Source organism: Gillisia hiemivivida (assembly GCF_007997295.1).
Classification (GTDB): Bacteria; Bacteroidota; Bacteroidia; order Flavobacteriales; family Flavobacteriaceae; genus Gillisia; species Gillisia hiemivivida.
In genome coordinates, this window is record NZ_VORY01000001.1 from 328,669 (window position 1) to 344,410 (window position 15,742).

General features: G+C 33.0%; 16 protein-coding genes and 1 tRNA gene. 13 read left to right on the forward strand and 4 right to left on the reverse strand.

Going from position 1 to position 15,742, the window contains the following annotated elements:
• Positions 1-156: 156 nt before the first annotated feature.
• The 4 genes from ES724_RS16630 to ES724_RS01430 all read right to left on the reverse strand — a co-directional run bounded on the left by ES724_RS16630 (position 157) and on the right by ES724_RS01430 (position 3,198).
• A complete protein-coding gene (locus tag ES724_RS16630; RefSeq protein WP_231367542.1) occupies positions 157-345 on the reverse strand; it encodes a hypothetical protein in 189 nt (62 codons plus the stop codon).
• Between the two features lie 139 nt (positions 346-484).
• A complete protein-coding gene (locus tag ES724_RS01420) occupies positions 485-2,074 on the reverse strand; it encodes a S41 family peptidase (protein ID WP_146928549.1) in 1,590 nt (529 codons plus the stop codon).
• Complete coding sequence (locus tag ES724_RS01425; protein WP_026837143.1) at positions 2,071-2,502, reverse strand: deoxycytidylate deaminase; 432 nt, start codon at positions 2,500-2,502, stop codon at positions 2,071-2,073. Before ES724_RS01425 ends, ES724_RS01420 begins: the two co-directional genes overlap by 4 nt.
• 105 nt (positions 2,503-2,607) lie before the next feature.
• Positions 2,608-3,198 carry a HupE/UreJ family protein gene (locus ES724_RS01430; protein ID WP_146928552.1) on the reverse strand — a complete coding sequence of 197 codons (591 nt, stop codon included), beginning with the start codon at positions 3,196-3,198 and terminating at the stop codon, positions 2,608-2,610.
• Positions 3,199-4,407: 1,209 nt separating this feature from the next.
• Between ES724_RS01430 and ES724_RS01435 the strand changes: the two genes are divergently transcribed.
• The 13 genes from ES724_RS01435 (at position 4,408) to ES724_RS01495 (ending at position 15,680) form a co-directional block, all read left to right on the forward strand.
• A tRNA-Leu gene (locus ES724_RS01435) sits at positions 4,408-4,489 on the forward strand.
• Between the two features lie 239 nt (positions 4,490-4,728).
• Positions 4,729-5,955 carry a site-specific integrase gene (locus tag ES724_RS01440; protein WP_146928554.1) on the forward strand — a complete coding sequence of 409 codons (1,227 nt, stop codon included), beginning with the start codon at positions 4,729-4,731 and terminating at the stop codon, positions 5,953-5,955.
• 422 nt (positions 5,956-6,377) lie between these two features.
• A complete protein-coding gene (locus tag ES724_RS01445) occupies positions 6,378-7,580 on the forward strand; it encodes a primase-helicase family protein (RefSeq protein WP_146928557.1) in 1,203 nt (400 codons plus the stop codon).
• A gap of 383 nt (positions 7,581-7,963) precedes the next feature.
• Positions 7,964-8,830, forward strand: a complete 867-nt coding sequence (locus tag ES724_RS01450; protein WP_146928560.1) for a toprim domain-containing protein — start codon at positions 7,964-7,966, stop codon at positions 8,828-8,830.
• 135 nt (positions 8,831-8,965) lie between these two features.
• Complete coding sequence (mbpA, locus tag ES724_RS01455) at positions 8,966-9,262, forward strand: mobilization protein MbpA (RefSeq protein WP_146928563.1); 297 nt, start codon at positions 8,966-8,968, stop codon at positions 9,260-9,262.
• A complete protein-coding gene (locus ES724_RS01460; RefSeq protein WP_146928566.1) occupies positions 9,259-10,125 on the forward strand; it encodes a relaxase/mobilization nuclease domain-containing protein in 867 nt (288 codons plus the stop codon). The genes mbpA and ES724_RS01460 overlap by 4 nt, the downstream gene beginning before the upstream one ends.
• Before the next feature lie 12 nt (positions 10,126-10,137).
• Positions 10,138-10,587, forward strand: coding sequence for a DUF6730 family protein (locus tag ES724_RS01465; RefSeq protein ID WP_146928568.1), 450 nt, complete (start codon positions 10,138-10,140; stop codon positions 10,585-10,587).
• A 357-nt stretch (positions 10,588-10,944) separates the two neighbouring features.
• A complete protein-coding gene (locus ES724_RS01470; RefSeq protein ID WP_146928571.1) occupies positions 10,945-12,309 on the forward strand; it encodes an ATP-binding protein in 1,365 nt (454 codons plus the stop codon).
• A 427-nt stretch (positions 12,310-12,736) separates the two neighbouring features.
• Positions 12,737-13,024, forward strand: coding sequence for a helix-turn-helix domain-containing protein (locus ES724_RS01475; RefSeq protein ID WP_146928574.1), 288 nt, complete (start codon positions 12,737-12,739; stop codon positions 13,022-13,024).
• A gap of 52 nt (positions 13,025-13,076) precedes the next feature.
• Entirely contained in the window at positions 13,077-13,199 is a 123-nt protein-coding gene (locus ES724_RS16945) for a hypothetical protein (protein ID WP_317129739.1), read from the forward strand.
• Positions 13,142-13,387, forward strand: a complete 246-nt coding sequence (locus ES724_RS01480) for a HipA domain-containing protein (protein WP_246136790.1) — start codon at positions 13,142-13,144, stop codon at positions 13,385-13,387. The genes ES724_RS16945 and ES724_RS01480 overlap by 58 nt, the downstream gene beginning before the upstream one ends.
• Before the next feature lie 855 nt (positions 13,388-14,242).
• Positions 14,243-15,244 (forward strand): DNA-binding protein, encoded by a 1,002-nt coding sequence (locus tag ES724_RS01490; RefSeq protein WP_146928577.1) that lies wholly within the window; start codon positions 14,243-14,245, stop codon positions 15,242-15,244.
• A 1-nt stretch (position 15,245) separates the two neighbouring features.
• Complete coding sequence (locus ES724_RS01495; RefSeq protein ID WP_146928579.1) at positions 15,246-15,680, forward strand: type II toxin-antitoxin system death-on-curing family toxin; 435 nt, start codon at positions 15,246-15,248, stop codon at positions 15,678-15,680.
• Positions 15,681-15,742 lie beyond the last annotated feature (62 nt).

Genomic DNA, 15,742 nt, shown 5'->3' on the forward strand with positions numbered 1-15,742 from the left:
TCTATTTATCTCCTGAAATTGCTGTTTTTATTAATAGTATAATAAAAAAGGCTTGATTAATATAGCTTTAAATCATTGAAATTCAAATAATTGTAAAGGCCCCGGAAAATATTTTTGAGAGATTTTAACCGTAATTAAATGTTCTTTAAAAATTTATTAGGAGTAAAATAAGGTGAAATATGTAACCACTGTAACAGGAAGAGAAGCGATCATTAAGATAATAAATACCCTATGAAGCTTTCTGTATATTAATGCTTTTTTAAGTTTAGATTTGAATTCAATATCTGCTGAAGAATCTATTTGACTTTTAATCGCCCCTAATGAAACATTTGAGGAATCTACCAAAATTTCTTTTTGTAAAAATAATAGCGCACTGTTATCCAATAGACGAAAGCTCACCGCTACAATGTAAAAGAACAAAGGAGAGAGTAAAAGAAAAATGGCCGTATAGTCGTTGTAAGCATCCACAGTGTCTACGAATATACTAGTTTGTTAATGATAATTCAATGACTTTGTCAATAATTCGGTCATTTTCATTAATAATCCGTTGAAATTCATTCGTTCCAAAAAGTTGTTCTGCCATAACTGATTTTATATATTTCTTTAAAAGTGGTTGATAATTATTAATCTTCATTGGTACATTCTGACTTTTCATGTACGCTAAAAAGTTCTCGGCAGTCTCATCTGTAACTACATCGCCGGTGTAAAACTCATTCCATGAAAGATCGTTGTAAAAAGCTCGGTTTTTTTCTAATTCTTCAAAAACAAATCGACTAAAAAGGCCCATTCTAAGAGCATAGGTAATATTTTCTCGCTCCATGTCGGTGTTTTTGGCTACGAAGATATCTGGAATTATTCCTCCTCCACCATACACAATTTTGCCGCCAGGAGTTACGTAACGTAAGGAATCGGTTACATGAATACTATCTGCAGTTGCCATTTCCCCGTTTTTATATCTTAGGATATAGTCGTTAAAATAGGCTTCATTTCCCATTTCATAAGATTTCTGAATCGATCTTCCTGTTGGAGTGTAATATCTTGCAATAGTTAACCTCACTGCGCTTCCATCTCCTAATTCCATCTCTCTTTGCACAAGGCCTTTTCCATAAGAGCGTCTTCCAATAATAGTCCCGCGGTCGTTATCTTGAAAAGCACCCGCAACAATTTCACTTGCAGAAGCTGAGTTTTCATTAATGAGAACGAAAAGCTTATTCTTCTCAAAAGCTCCTTTTTTATTAGAAAAAGTTTCTTCGATATCACCTTTCTTATTCTTGGTAAATAAAATTAACTGCCCGTCTTCTAAAAATTCATCAACAATATTAATAGCTTCTGAAAGGTATCCTCCTGGATTATCCCTAAGATCAATAGCAATTTGAGTAGCGCCCTGTTTTTTTAATTTATTAAGACCTGTTTTAAATTCTTGGTAAGTAGTTTCAGAGAAACGATTTACTTTTATATATCCCAAATCAGAATTCAGCATGTAAGCAGCGTCCACACTTTTTAATGGAACTCTAGATCTGGTTACATTAAATTTTAAAAGGTTTTTTAAGCCTTTGCGTAAAACAGTAAGTGTAACTCTGGAATCCTCTGCGCCTTTTAATTGGGCAATAATAGAATCATTGCTTATTTGCTTGCTATAAAGTTGTTTGTCGTTAGCGTATAGAATCCTATCTCCCCCTTTAATTCCTAACTTCTCGCTAGGCCCACCCGTCATTGCTTGGATTACAACGATGGTGTCTTGTACATTGTAAAAACTCACCCCAATCCCCACAAAATCCCCTTGCATATTTTCGGTTACTCCGGCATATTCATTTTTGGGGATATATACAGAATGCGGATCTAGATTTTCCAAAATCCTATTTACAGTGACATCTACAATACTATCTGTATTTACATCATCTACATACTCGTAGTCTATATAATCTATAAGCCTATTGAGTTTTTCTTTTTTGGCATTAGAAGAAAAAAGCCCTTTTTGGTCTGGGGTAAAATCTAACTTTGAGCCAAGTAGAACTCCTACGGCACAAGCTAGTCCCAGTAATAAAGGGAGATATATTTTGTGTTTTTTCTTCAATTGTCTAGTTCTGTTACCTGGTTTAATTCTATTCCGGCTTTTTCTAAAAACTCTAATCCGGTGTTGTCTTTATATCCAATTTCGTACACAATTCTGGTAATACCCGCTTGATGAATCAATTTACTGCATTCCTTACAAGGAGACATGGTTATGTAAAGTGTTGCGCCTTGACAAGATTGTGTAGAGGAGGCAACCTTTAAAATCGCATTAGCTTCCGCGTGCAGTACATACCACTTTGTATAGCCTTCATCATCTTCACAGTAATTTTCAAAACCTGAAGGAGTACCATTATATCCGTCGGAAATAATCATTCTATCTTTCACAATAAGCGCACCAACTTGTTTGCGTTTACAATGTGAAAGTTTACCCCATTCATTTGCTATTCTTAAATAAGCTTTATCAAATTTTAACTGCTTTTCTTTCTGCATTTTTTTAAATAAATTCTTTCTCAATATTATAGTTAAGCATCAAAACAAAAAGCTTGCTAAAATATTGTAAGACAAGGATTAAAACAATTTATAGGCGTTAAATTTTTACCAAACGGCTAGAATAGTATCTTTTAAAATAGGTAATAAAACACCAATTACAATTGCTGAAATTACTAAAATCCAGTCTCTTCTGGTTACCCGAAGCACATTTTGAAGAATAAAAGATGCTATTAAGACAGAGATCACCACGATAATTTGCGCTGCTTCAATCCCAAGAGCGAATTCTAAAAGCGGAAAAAACTTACTAGAAGAATCTGGGAAGATCATTTTAAAATATCTCGAAAAGCCTAACCCGTGTATTATTCCGAAGAAAGCCGTGCTAAAATAGAGAACATTAATATTTCTTTGATGCTCTCTTTTCTTGGCAGAAAGTATATTATAAAATGCTGTAAAGAGGATCGTTAAGGCTATTAATAGCTCCACCCAAGTGGCATTTACTCTTACCACGTCATACACTGCCAAAAACAGGGAGAGCGTGTGCCCAAGAGTAAAAATGCTTACTAGCCATAAAACTCGTTTCCAGCTGCTAAATGAGTAGGCTGCAACCAAAACGACAATAAATAAAATATGATCGTAGGCCAACCAATCTAAAACATGTTCTAGACCTAATCTAAAATATAACCAAAATTCAGACATATAGTGGGGGTGATAAGACCCGAAATTACAATTTATTATAGAGTTTGCAAAAATATGATTTCATTGATTTTAGAGATAAATTAATACCTCTAAAAAAATATATTTTGAGGGAGATTTTATCTTCATTGTAAGAATTGGTTTAGCGTAAATGGGGTTTTATAAGTTTTACTCTGCTCATTGTTGTAAGTATTCTATACTCTTATGAATTCCTCTAAGGAACTGAATTGCTTCGGTTTTATTTTATTTCTTTTACTTGCAAAACAAAGGCTGCTTGGTATTAAATCTATAAACAAACAACAATCCGTTATATCTGAATTGATTCTTTCTCCCAAATTTTTGGATAGACCCCAATCCCCATTTTATAACTTAGTACTTAAATATAGATCTCGGCTTCCAAAACCATGCTCGCGGTTAAACCCGCTGAAGATCAAAAAATCTTTTCGTGGAGAGTTAAATTCATAAATGAAATTTATTTTCCTAGTCCAATAATTTATTGAGCTACCCCATCAACTATTTTTGGTGTTTTTGGATGTATCAAATTTACGGGAAGCCGTAATATAATTACGTGAAGCTTATTAAATTTGTAGAGCTTTAGATATGAAAGTATTATTTAAGCGCCAGACCTGAAAGAAATTATACTTGTAGGGAAGTGTAAGCTCCTAAAGGAATGGCGCTATTTTAAGTTCTAATTTAATATAAAAGAATTTTTCAGTCCCATTGGACAAAAAAGAAAATTTCCTTTTTGTTATTGAATTTAAGCTGTGATATCTATGTCTATTTTTGGAGGGTAAAATAGTAGTGCTAATTAACAAATAGTCAATCTTTCTGAAAGTAAGTTTCTTGGTAAGGTGAATTCAAAATTCAAAGTTACAACCTGAAATTATATAGTCAGAAGCATTTTAAATTTTTAAGCAGTAAGCTTTAGCACTATAAATATTACTAAAGCTATGCTACTGATTAAAAATAAAAATTCAGCAATACGGATTAAACTATCATCTCTCATAGTTGAAATTTAGCAAGTAGGGTGGGTGGAAAATGAATGTGAGGTACAACTGTATTAACTCGTTAAAGTTGAATCGAAATCTTTAATTAAGATATAGGGGAAATCCCCCATTTTTGACATCTATTTAGAACTTCCAGATTTTTAAGATTAAAATGTTTGATTTTATGTTGTGAATGATAATTTTTTTATAATTTTGCCGTCCACTTGCTCGAGTGGCGGAATCGGTAGACGCGCTGGATTCAAAATCCAGTATTTTCGGATGTGCGGGTTCAAGTCCCGCCTCGAGTACTTTTAACATATCAAATTGAATCAAAACCCCGCAAACTGTACTGTTTACGGGGTTTTTCTTTTTTCTTGATATCATTTGATACCGTTTGAATACAACTAAAAGGTGTCTAATTCGGGGACACTTTTAATTATCTTCTAGGTGTCCCCGAATTACCTTTAAGTGACTGTTAAAGAAAGCCTTACGTGTTTTTTGTTGTTTATTTTTAGCTAAATTTAATGCAAATCTAAAGCTAGAAAAGATGCAAAATTTACTATCTATATTATTTTTTATAAGAAAGAGCAAAGAAAAAAATGCTGAACAGGCCACAGTATATCTGCGAATTACCTATGAGGGTAGAAGAGTTGAGTTAAGTACATTGAGAAAAGTTTCTCTCCTAAAGTGGAATTCAAAAGCTAATAAAGTAAATGGATCATCCGCAGAAGCAAAACAAGTGAATAGGAATCTTGATATAATCAGACATAGAATTCATGAAATCTATCAGAAATATTTGGATAAAGGGGAGGATATAACTGCTGTAAAAATAAAAAATGAGTTCTTAGGTAATAATGAAGATAGTAAATTCATCCTTGAAATGTTCGAAGATCATAATGTGAAGATGGAACAACTGGTTGGAAAGGAATATTCTTTCCGAACTCTTCAAAGATATAAAACAACGCAAAAGCATCTCGCCGCTTTTATTTCTTCAGATTTCAAAATGACAGATTATCCAGTGAAGGATATTGATACCAAATTCATTAATAGCTTTATATATTATTTAAAAACGGCTCTCAACCAGTCTCATAATACAGCCGTCAAATATCTTGCATACCTAAAAAAAATTGTGAGAGTAGCATATGCTAATGGTTGGCTAGAGAAAGATCCGTTTTATAATTTCAAATTAAAACTAAAAATAATAGATCGCGAGTTCTTAACTAAAGACGAAATTATTAAAATAATGGAAAAGAAATTCACTATTCAACGAATTGAAAACGTGAGAGATATTTTTCTGTTTTCCTGTTATACCGGCCTGGCGTATTCTGATGTTTTTAAGCTAACTGCCGATGATATTGTTAAGGGTAATGATGGAAATCAATGGATTAAAATAAAAAGAACCAAAACTAAATCCTTAAGTAGCATCCCTATTCTCCCAGTTGCAGAAAGACTAATAGAAAAATATAAGGACTTAGAAAGCCCAAACGGAAAACTACTACCAGTATATTCGAACCAAAAAATGAATAGTTATTTAAAAGAAATAGCTGATAGTTGTGGCATCAAAAAAAACCTGACTTTTCATATGGCCAGACATACTTTTGCAACTACAGTAACTTTATCGAATGGTGTACCTATAGAATCGGTAAGTAAAATGCTTGGGCATCGCTCCTTAAAAGTAACTCAACAATACGCTAAAATCCTGGATGAGAAATTGAGTGAGGATATGGATTTACTAAAGAAAAGAATTTCTATACAAGAAAATGGAGATATCTAAAGCTGTTAATTTTAATGACTATTGGATGAATACAACTCCATTAGATTTAATTTTAGATAATTAGATAAGACAATCAAAAAGATTTTCTTTTTTAATAATATGATTACTAGTTTATTTGAAAACCATCATAAATTTTTCCTGCATTAGACTTTTTTGGTTGTTTTTCCAGATTTTCTCAAAAATATCAAAAACTCAAAATCAATCATTTAGCAACATCCAATATGCTCAAGCGTTATAAATTAACTCTTTTGATATCAAATTGCACTATTCTCAGTCAAATTAAATAATTAATAAATATTATTTAATTAATACTCGTTTTAGTTATCTTTAATCGATGTTTTGTCAGTACATTTTCTTATATCATTATTTTTTAAATGTGATTTGAAGGAACTGTTTTTTAGCTGATGATATTCCAGATTTAGATGAAAATTGAGAGCACATATATAAGAGTAGGGGTCAGTTATTATAAAATAGTTGAAGCACCAACAATTGCAGGACAGGTAAATGAAATACTAGTTTCTTGGAACATCGAAACTATTAGGCAGGATCACGGAAAAACATTTTTGGCAACTATTCCGAAATTTGATGGCTTTACTTGTATCCCAGATCATTTGAATTTCCAATCTACCTATAATAACTTCTACAATACGTACTCTCCGCTGAGTCACAGTGTCTTAAGTGGAGACTGTCCTAAATCTCTTGATTTCATAAAACATATTTTTGGAGATCATTATGAAATAGGTCTTGATTACTTGCAACTTTTATATACGAAACCAATTCAAATACTTCCCATTCTTTGTCTGGTTTCCCGGGAACGATCCACGGGGAAAAGCACTTTTCTAAAATGGCTCAAACAGATCTTTGAAAATAACCTGACCTATCTCACCAATGAAAGTTTCAGCAGTCAATTCAATTCCGATTGGGCGAATAAATTACTGATTTGTATTGATGAAGTCTTGTTCAATAAGGAAGAGCTCACCGAACGGATCAAGTATCTAAGCACGACCAATTATAATAAACTAGAAAAAAAGGGAATTGACAGAAGGGAAGTAGAATTCTTTGGCAAGTTTATCCTCTGTAGTAATAATGAGGAAAACTTTATAAAAATAGATCATCACGAAACCCGGTTCTGGGTTTTAAAAGTACCCTCGGTCAAAAAGGAAATTACTGGTTTTTTAGATGCTTTGGAAAAGGAGATTCCCGCATTTTTGTATTTCCTTCAGAACCGCACACTACATAGTCCTCATCAAACCCGAATGTGGTTCACACCCAAACAAATTGAAACCCCCGCCCTGATTAAACTGGTTCAGAATAATCGAAATAGGGTAGAGAAGGAGCTAGCCAGCATTCTACTTATGGTAATGGAGAATCACGACTTAGAGGAAATAAAGTTTTGTCCCATGGATGTATTAAATGCTATTAGCAAAACGAGGATTAGAACCGATTTAACCCAGATAAGGAAAATTCTAAAGAAAGACTGGAAACTAGAAAATATTGCCAATTCGAACCGCTATCAAAAGTTCACACTTTGGTCAGATGGCAGTACGAATCTTTCAGATGCTAAAGGACGCTATTTCACTACAAATAAAATTTTCCTCTTAGAGAATTTTGAAGATCAAGATTAAGACTGAATTAAAGGAATAAAAAAAGAAATGATGAATTGATGACAAAACGATGACAGTGAAACCCTCGATTTCAGAAGGGATTTCAGAGGTTGTCATCGTTTCATCAAAATGAAGCTGATTTTTCTTGTAAACACTTTACAAATTCTCTCTTTTTTTGATGAATGATGACAGAATCTTTTTAGACCAGTAATAGTAAGGCTTGAGGTTGTCATCGTTTTGTCATCAAACTGTCATCAAAAAAAAGTGATGACAAATAATGAAACAAGAAAACCATAGAAAAATTACATTTTTTAAAAAAATAAATATGCTATTGAAAAAAAAATAAATAGGATTTACGGGTAAGAAAATCAAATCAAGGAAACAATTAATTAAAGCAAAGGAAAATGAACTTAAGAAGAATAACCTGCGAAAGAGCCCGAAATCTCTCCATCGTAAAAACGCTGGCCAGATTCGGGCACTTTCCAAACAGGACAACGGAGAAAGAAGCCTGGTTTCTGAGTCCCCTTCGGTCAGAAACGCAGGCCTCTTTCAAGGTTTCTTTAATTTTGAACAAATGGTATGACCATGGAATTGGAAAGGGCGGAAACGGGCTGGATTTGATTGTAGCCATGAGAAAGTGCTCTGTTAAACAAGCCTTGGAGCTTCTAAGCAATGAAAAAAATCTATTTTCTTTTCAGCAGCAGATTTTAAAAAAGGAAAACTCTCCAAAAATTGAAGTTTTCGAAATTAAAAAAATACAGCATCAGGCTTTGATTCAATATTTGGGTACCAGAGAAATTCGGCTAGCAATAGCGCAGTTTTATTGTAACGAAATTGAGTACAGCTTTAAGGGAAGAAACTACTTTGCCTTGGGACTTAAAAACCATTTGAACGGATGGGAACTTCGCAATAAATACTTTAAAAGCTCTAGCTCTCCAAAAGCCTATTCCTTTTTGAAGAATGTTTCAGATCACTTAATTCTCTTAGAAGGAATGTTTGACTTATTATCACTGGCTGAATTATTTCCTGAGGAACTTATAAATTCGGATGTGATCGTTTTAAACTCACTCTCTTTTTTGAAACCAGTTTCCTATTTGTTTGAAAATTATAAGGAAGTTGATCTGTATTTGGATAATGATTCAGCGGGAATGAAATATTCGAAAGACTTAATAAGTCACTATGCAAACGTAAAAGATAAAAGCAAATTATTTAAAGGTTATAAAGACCTCAATGAAAAGTTGATTTCGGTCAAAAGCGAAAAAAAAGTGTAATTCAATATAGAATTAAAAATGTAAAAGCCACAAGGGAGATTTCATTTGGGATAGCAAAGCAAGATGTGTCATTGTCATGACAATCTTGCTTTGCTCCCGGAGGTTGCAAAGTTTTTTTAAAAAGAAATATAAAAAATGAAAAGGGAATACATTCAGATACGCTGCTCGATCTACGAGAAAAAGCTACTCAAAAACAGAGCGGCCAAAGCAGGTATTTCCCTTTCAGAATATTTGCGATCCACGGCTTTTCAGAAAAATATTGTGGAACGAATTACCCAGGAGCAGTTAGAAAGTTATCAGCTCCTGGTTCAGTATAAAAACAACTTTAGCCGAATCAGCAATATGTTTAAAAAGGGCAATCCAAAACTTGCCAAAGAAGTAAAACAGTTGTCTGAAGAAATCAGATCACATTTAAATAATTTCAAAAAATGATCGGCAAGGGACATTCCATAGCAAGAACGGGAGCATCTATAGATTATGGATGGAATCAGGTAAAGGATGCCGAAGTTGTCCTTAAGGAATATCTGGCCGGGGATACTCCCCAAGAAATCACTGAGGAGTTCAAAATCATCCAGTCGCAAAATGAACGTTGCACCAATAACACCCTGAGTTTTATCCTAAGTCCAACCATAGAAGATGGAAAGGACCTAAGCGTAAAAGACCTGGAAGAAATCTCTAAAAAATTTTTAAAGGAGATGAACCTGCAAAACAACCAGTCTATTGGATTTGTCCACAGAGACAAAGAACATACCCACGTGCATATTTATACTAACCGGATTGGTTTTGATGGAAAAGCTTATAACGACAGTTTCATTGGAAAACGAAGTCAGCTAGCTGCAGACAACGTAGCAAAAGAGCTTGGTCTTACCAGAGTTAGGGAAGTGCAGCAAGATAAATTACAGGAATTAAATCCGCAGCGACTGGCAATAAAACAGATCCATGACCGGGTATTGGAATCCAAACCGAAATCACTGGATGAATATATTAATAAAATGAAAGAGCATCAGGTAAAAGTGATTCCCTGCATTAATAAATCAAATCAGTTGCAAGGCTTTCGATTTGAATATAAAGGAATGAATTTAAAAGGAAGTGATGTTCACAGATCTATGACTGGTGGTAAACTCATTGGAGAAATTACTAGAAATTCAGCATACACAAGAATGAAAGAAGTACCCAACAGTTTAAAATTGATGGATAAAACAGTTCAAGTCAGCGCTAATATGGCAACAAGTATAGCTAAAAGCTTAGTGAAACAAGTAATAAAGAGAAGCTTAGATACTGGAATAGGATTTTAAAAAATTAAAGGAATGAAAAAGCTAGACGAAATTATGGAGCTCATGGCCGATGAGATGGCCGACTTTAAAGTAGCAATTTTGGAACTTGAATTGCTTTCAAAACAACTCTCAAAAATAAGTATTCCGATTACAACAGAAGCACTCGAAAAGAACTTGAACATTTTCCTGGAAAAACAGGAAGAAGAAAACCGATTAAAAGATGAAGTTCTCAAAGAAATAGAGAAGAAGCTAAAACACGCCAGAATAATTCCGAATTACCTGTTGATTCTATTCGGAACACTTGGAATAATTGCATTAAGTCTATTGGGTTATTTTGGATATACCGCAAAAGCAGCAGAGAAAGAAAAGTTTGAAATATATCGAATAATCTTGGAATCAGAGAATGATAGTTATCAGCAATATCTTTCTATAAATCCTGAAATTAAAGATGATTATTGCGAGTGGCTGGAAGGAAAAAAGTAGGATTTGTCATGACAATTGACCTTGCCGCAAATTATCCTAATTTTACAGTAAATGGTTCCATAACCCCTATAAAACGGTAATTTTTTACTGTAAATTATAGATCATAAGTAGTATGCGCCCTATGCTGTTTTTACTTAACGCTTAACTTCCCGTACGCTATAAAAACAGCACAGGATCCACGCGCAGGTTAGTTATGGTAGATATGGGGGCTGAAAACTTAAGTTATCGTATATATACTTTGGTATAAAAGTACCATATCTCCTATTTACCCTTATTACATTACATAAATTATCAAAATTTACCCTTATTTTGTTACAATAAAACTATATATTTGCCCTTATTATATGATAAATAATTATGGATTTCGAAAGGCATATTAGTTCTCATTTAGAAGATTGGAAGGTAGGGATAAACAGGAAACCCTTGGTACTAAGAGGGGCTAGACAAGTTGGTAAAACCACTTTGGTAAATGATTTTGCAAAAAAATATAAGCATTCTATATTTTTAAATTTGGAAAAAGTTGCGGATAGAAGGTTATTCGAAGAATACGATGATGCGGAAACTATAGTGGAAGCCCTATTCCTTATTAATAATATACCTTCTGTAGATATAAGCGATACTTTATTATTTATAGATGAGATTCAAGAGTTGCCAAAAGCCATCCAGTTATTACGTTATTTTTATGAAGATAGGCCGAAACTGCATGTTATTGCGGCAGGTTCTTTACTGGAATTTGCCATTAAGGACGTGAAAAGCTTCCCCGTAGGACGTATCCAATATTTATATTTATACCCCCTTAATTTCGCTGAATATCTCAAAGCTCTTAAACACGAAAAAGCATTTGACCAATTAAATACCATACCAGTAAAACCTTTTGCCCATTCAACGCTAATGGATTTATTTCATAGATATGCCATTATTGGTGGTATGCCCGAAGTTGTTAAAGCCGATTTAAAAAACAAAAACTTGGCTGACTTACCAAAGATTTATGAAAGTATTTGGGGTACATATAAGAATGATGTAGAGAAATACACATCCAATTCTTCAGAAAGACGCGTTATAAAACATATTATGGGCGTAGCACATTTATATGTGGATGAACGAATCAAATTTCAAAATTTTGGTAATTCTAATTATAAATCCCGGGAAGTAGGGGAGGCTATGCGTAATTTGGATGATGCCAAAATCATTCAACTTATTTATCCTACCACAGATACCGATAATCCAATTAAATCCAATTTAAAAAAGTCTCCTAGACTCCAATTTTTGGATACTGGATTAATAAACCATGCTCTGGGAATTCAGGCGCAGATGTTGGGAATGGAAGATTTAAGCAATTCCTTTAAAGGAGCTATTATACCACATCTAATTACTCAGGAACTGATTTCTTTAAATACAATAACGAATGCGAAACCAAATTTCTGGGTAAGAGATAAAAATCAATCATCCTCCGAGGTGGATTTGGTTTATCCGTATAACGATAAAGTGATTCCCATAGAAATAAAATCGGGGGCAAAAGGCACTCTCAGATCCCTGCATCAATTTATAGAAAGAGCAAATCATCCATACGCAATTAGAATTTGTGGAGGAAAATTTAATATCGAAGAATCAAAAACCACCAATGGTACTCCATTTTTATTAATGAATTTACCTTATTATTTGGGCACACAACTTCCAAATTATATTGAGTATTTTGTTAAGAATTATGCTCTCAAAGCATAATTACAATTACAAAGCATAAAAGGCATTCAACTTTGAGTTATCCCGATTTTTAACTATGCTAGGATAATAGCTAGGGTTTTGATTGTACATGGGCTCACTTATACAGTCTGTGTCAACTCCCATTTTGGCAAAACTATGTCTGGCAAAATGCAAGATAATTTTTCCTAGTCGCCGCTTTAATAGCCACCTTTTCTAAATATATATTAAGTTTTCCTGTAACTGAATTAGTTTTACTAAATATTTTCACGCGCAGGTTAGTTATTGTAGATCTGGGGCTGGAAATTTGAAATATTAATATATCTATCGGGTATAAAATAATGCCTTCTCTATTTGCCGTTATTCCATTTATGAGCAAAAAATATAGATGCAGCAAACATGTCGCTTATTACTGGCATAATAGTTATATTTGTCGTAAAAAAGCGACTTCATGAATTCAAAGAAAACAATTCTGCTACCTAAATATCAAAAAGTATTCGATAAAATTGGAGAGAATATCAAATTAGCACGTAAACGTAGAAAGCTAACTGCCGAACAAGTTTCTGAACGTGCGGGCATACATAGAGCAACCCTACATCGTGTTGAAAAAGGTGATCCAGCGGTGTCTATAGGTATTTATTTCAATGTTTTAAAAGTACTTAATCTAGATAGTGATTTTGCAAAGTTAGCCGGGGATGATGCTTTTGGTCGAAAACTTCAAGACCTTGATTTACTATAAGCTATGACAGGAGGAAAACTTACATCAACTGTGGCGCAAAATTATATTTAATATAGCAATTTCAAACACAGATGACCATTTGCGCAATCACGGATTTATATTAAAAAAAAAGGCTGGGTGCTTTCCCCTGCTTACGATCTCAATCCGTCTACAGAAAAAGATGGTCTTGCCCTAAATATTGATATGGATGATAATCTAGCAAAGAGTGTAGGTGAGTTTTTCCGCTTAAACGAAATCGAAATGGACCAAATCATTGATGAGGTTTTAAGGGTAGTAAAGGATTGGGGAATTATCGCAAAGCAAATCGGGATATCAAATAAGGAGCAACAATTAATGGAGAACGCATTTAAGCTTACTGTATAAGATATGTGCCAACTCCCATTTTTGGCAAAACTATGTCTGGCGAAATGCATGATAAGTTTTTCCTAGTCTCAGCTTTAATAACCACTTTTTCTAAATATATATTAAGTTTTCTTGTAACTGAATTTGTTTTCCCGAATATTTTTCACGCGCAAGGCTAATTATGGGGGCTGCAAATTCTAATTTTCTTATATACCTATTCGGGTATAATATCGTTCGGAAATTACAAAATACACCTTTTCAGGTATAAAAATCGTATTTTTTACTGTATTACACCCTTAAAGGTATATTTATGGAAGATTGGAATCGTAATAACCCTACAAGTGAGTATGTGCGAAAGTAGCGGAAAGCGAGTAAAATGACTCAAATAGAGCTCTCCGATTTAACTGGTGTTGGATTGCGTTTTGTTCGCGATATGGAACAAGGAAAGCCCCTTTGATGACTAATAAGGTAAATCATGTATTGCTATTTTTTGGAACTACATTAAAACCACAACCTATAATTAATGAGACAAACTAAAATTTTAATAGGTAAATCGCTAGCTATAAAACTTACAGAGAACGATGAGGCTGTTTTTTTATAAAAAACTATGTTCTTTTTATTTGCCCTTATTCTATTACATTTCTAGCCAAATTTTACCCTTATTCCGTTACAATAGCATTTTATCTGTTCTCTTATTACATGTTATGTGCAAGCTAAAAAAGAAGATTCTAACTTTAGAATCACAAAAAACAATCTTACATTTACATGAAATGCTTGATTAACAAAGGCTTTATCAACAAAAATCCCGAGTTATCAACAACCAACCCGCATCAATGCGGGTTGGTTAGCGAAAAGTTATTAACAAAATTTGGAAAAATGAAAGATTTAACTTCCTCAAATATAGATAGGCAAAACGTTCTAAATAATACGACCGTTCTAGAGAATCTAAGAAATTATCTTGGCGTACCGGGCATGTTATTTCAAGAGGAGTATAAATATACCAAACAACAAATATCAGATTTTTATCAAATAGATGTAGCTACAATTGAAAGATACCTTGAAAATAATGAAAAAGAGTTTAAACACAACGGCTATACAGTATTAAAAGGAAAGAATTTAAAAGAATTTAAAAAACAATTCGGCTATATTTTAAACCTTTCAAGCAATACTGCTCATTTAGGGGTTTTTAACTTCCGATCTTTCTTAAACATAGGAATGTTACTAGTAGAAAGTGAAATAGCTAAAGCTTTAAGAAGCAAAATCCTTGATATAGTAATTGACAGTTTAAATGAAAAAGCTGGAGGTTCCACAAAATATATTAATCAAAGAGATGAAGACTTTTTAAGCACTATTTTAAAAGAGCCTCATTACCGTAAAGAATTCACTAATTCTTTAAATCTATATTTAGATTTAGGAAATTTTAAATACCCAATTTATACCAGCAGAATTTACGAGTGTATTTTTAAAGAAAATGCTACAGAATATAAGAAAATACTAAACTTAAGTGAAAAAGACAATGCTAGAGACACTATGTATTCTGAAGTTCTAAAACTTATCGCTTCGTTTGAAAATGGATTATCGCATGAAATGAAAGAAAAGTCACAATCATTAGGTAGAAAACTAACAAAACATGAAATGGATGTACTATTATATGACTTTTCCATCCATCCACTATTCAAACCATTAATAGAAGATGCTAGAATAAAAATGGCAAGTAGAGATTATGGTTTTAGGAAAGTTTTTCATGAAAGTTTAAAAAACTATATAAATACAGTTTCTCAATCCGATTTTGAGAGATTTTTAGGAGAAAAGAGTAAAGCATTAGAAGATAGAATTGATGAAAATATTGACGTTTTCAAAAGATTGAAAAACAGATAGCATGAATTTTATTTATTTTGATTTTGAATATGCCGTAAAAGAACATGATTATATCATTGAACACTCTGGAGGCTTAAATGGGGGCAAAAATTTAGGACTTCTTCATGCAACAATAGAATTTGTGCAAGATGACGGATATTATCCTGAAATAGAAGATAAAGTATGTTATCTATTTTATGCCATAAATAAAAATCATGCTTTCAACGATGGTAACAAACGTTCTTCTATTGCTCTGAGCGCATACTTTTTAGAAATAAATGGTTTAGGATATATAGTTTCTAAATTTATTGATATGATGGAAAATATAGCGGTAGATGTCGCTGATAATATTATTGATAGAGAATTATTAAAAGAAATTATAGCAGCAATTATTTATGACGAAGAACTGAGTTATGAGCTCAAATTAAAAATTATTAATGCTAAAACTGGAGACTAGATTTAAGCCAGCACATAACATCGGTTAAGCGCAAATATCGGGCAATTGATTAAAAAGTGATA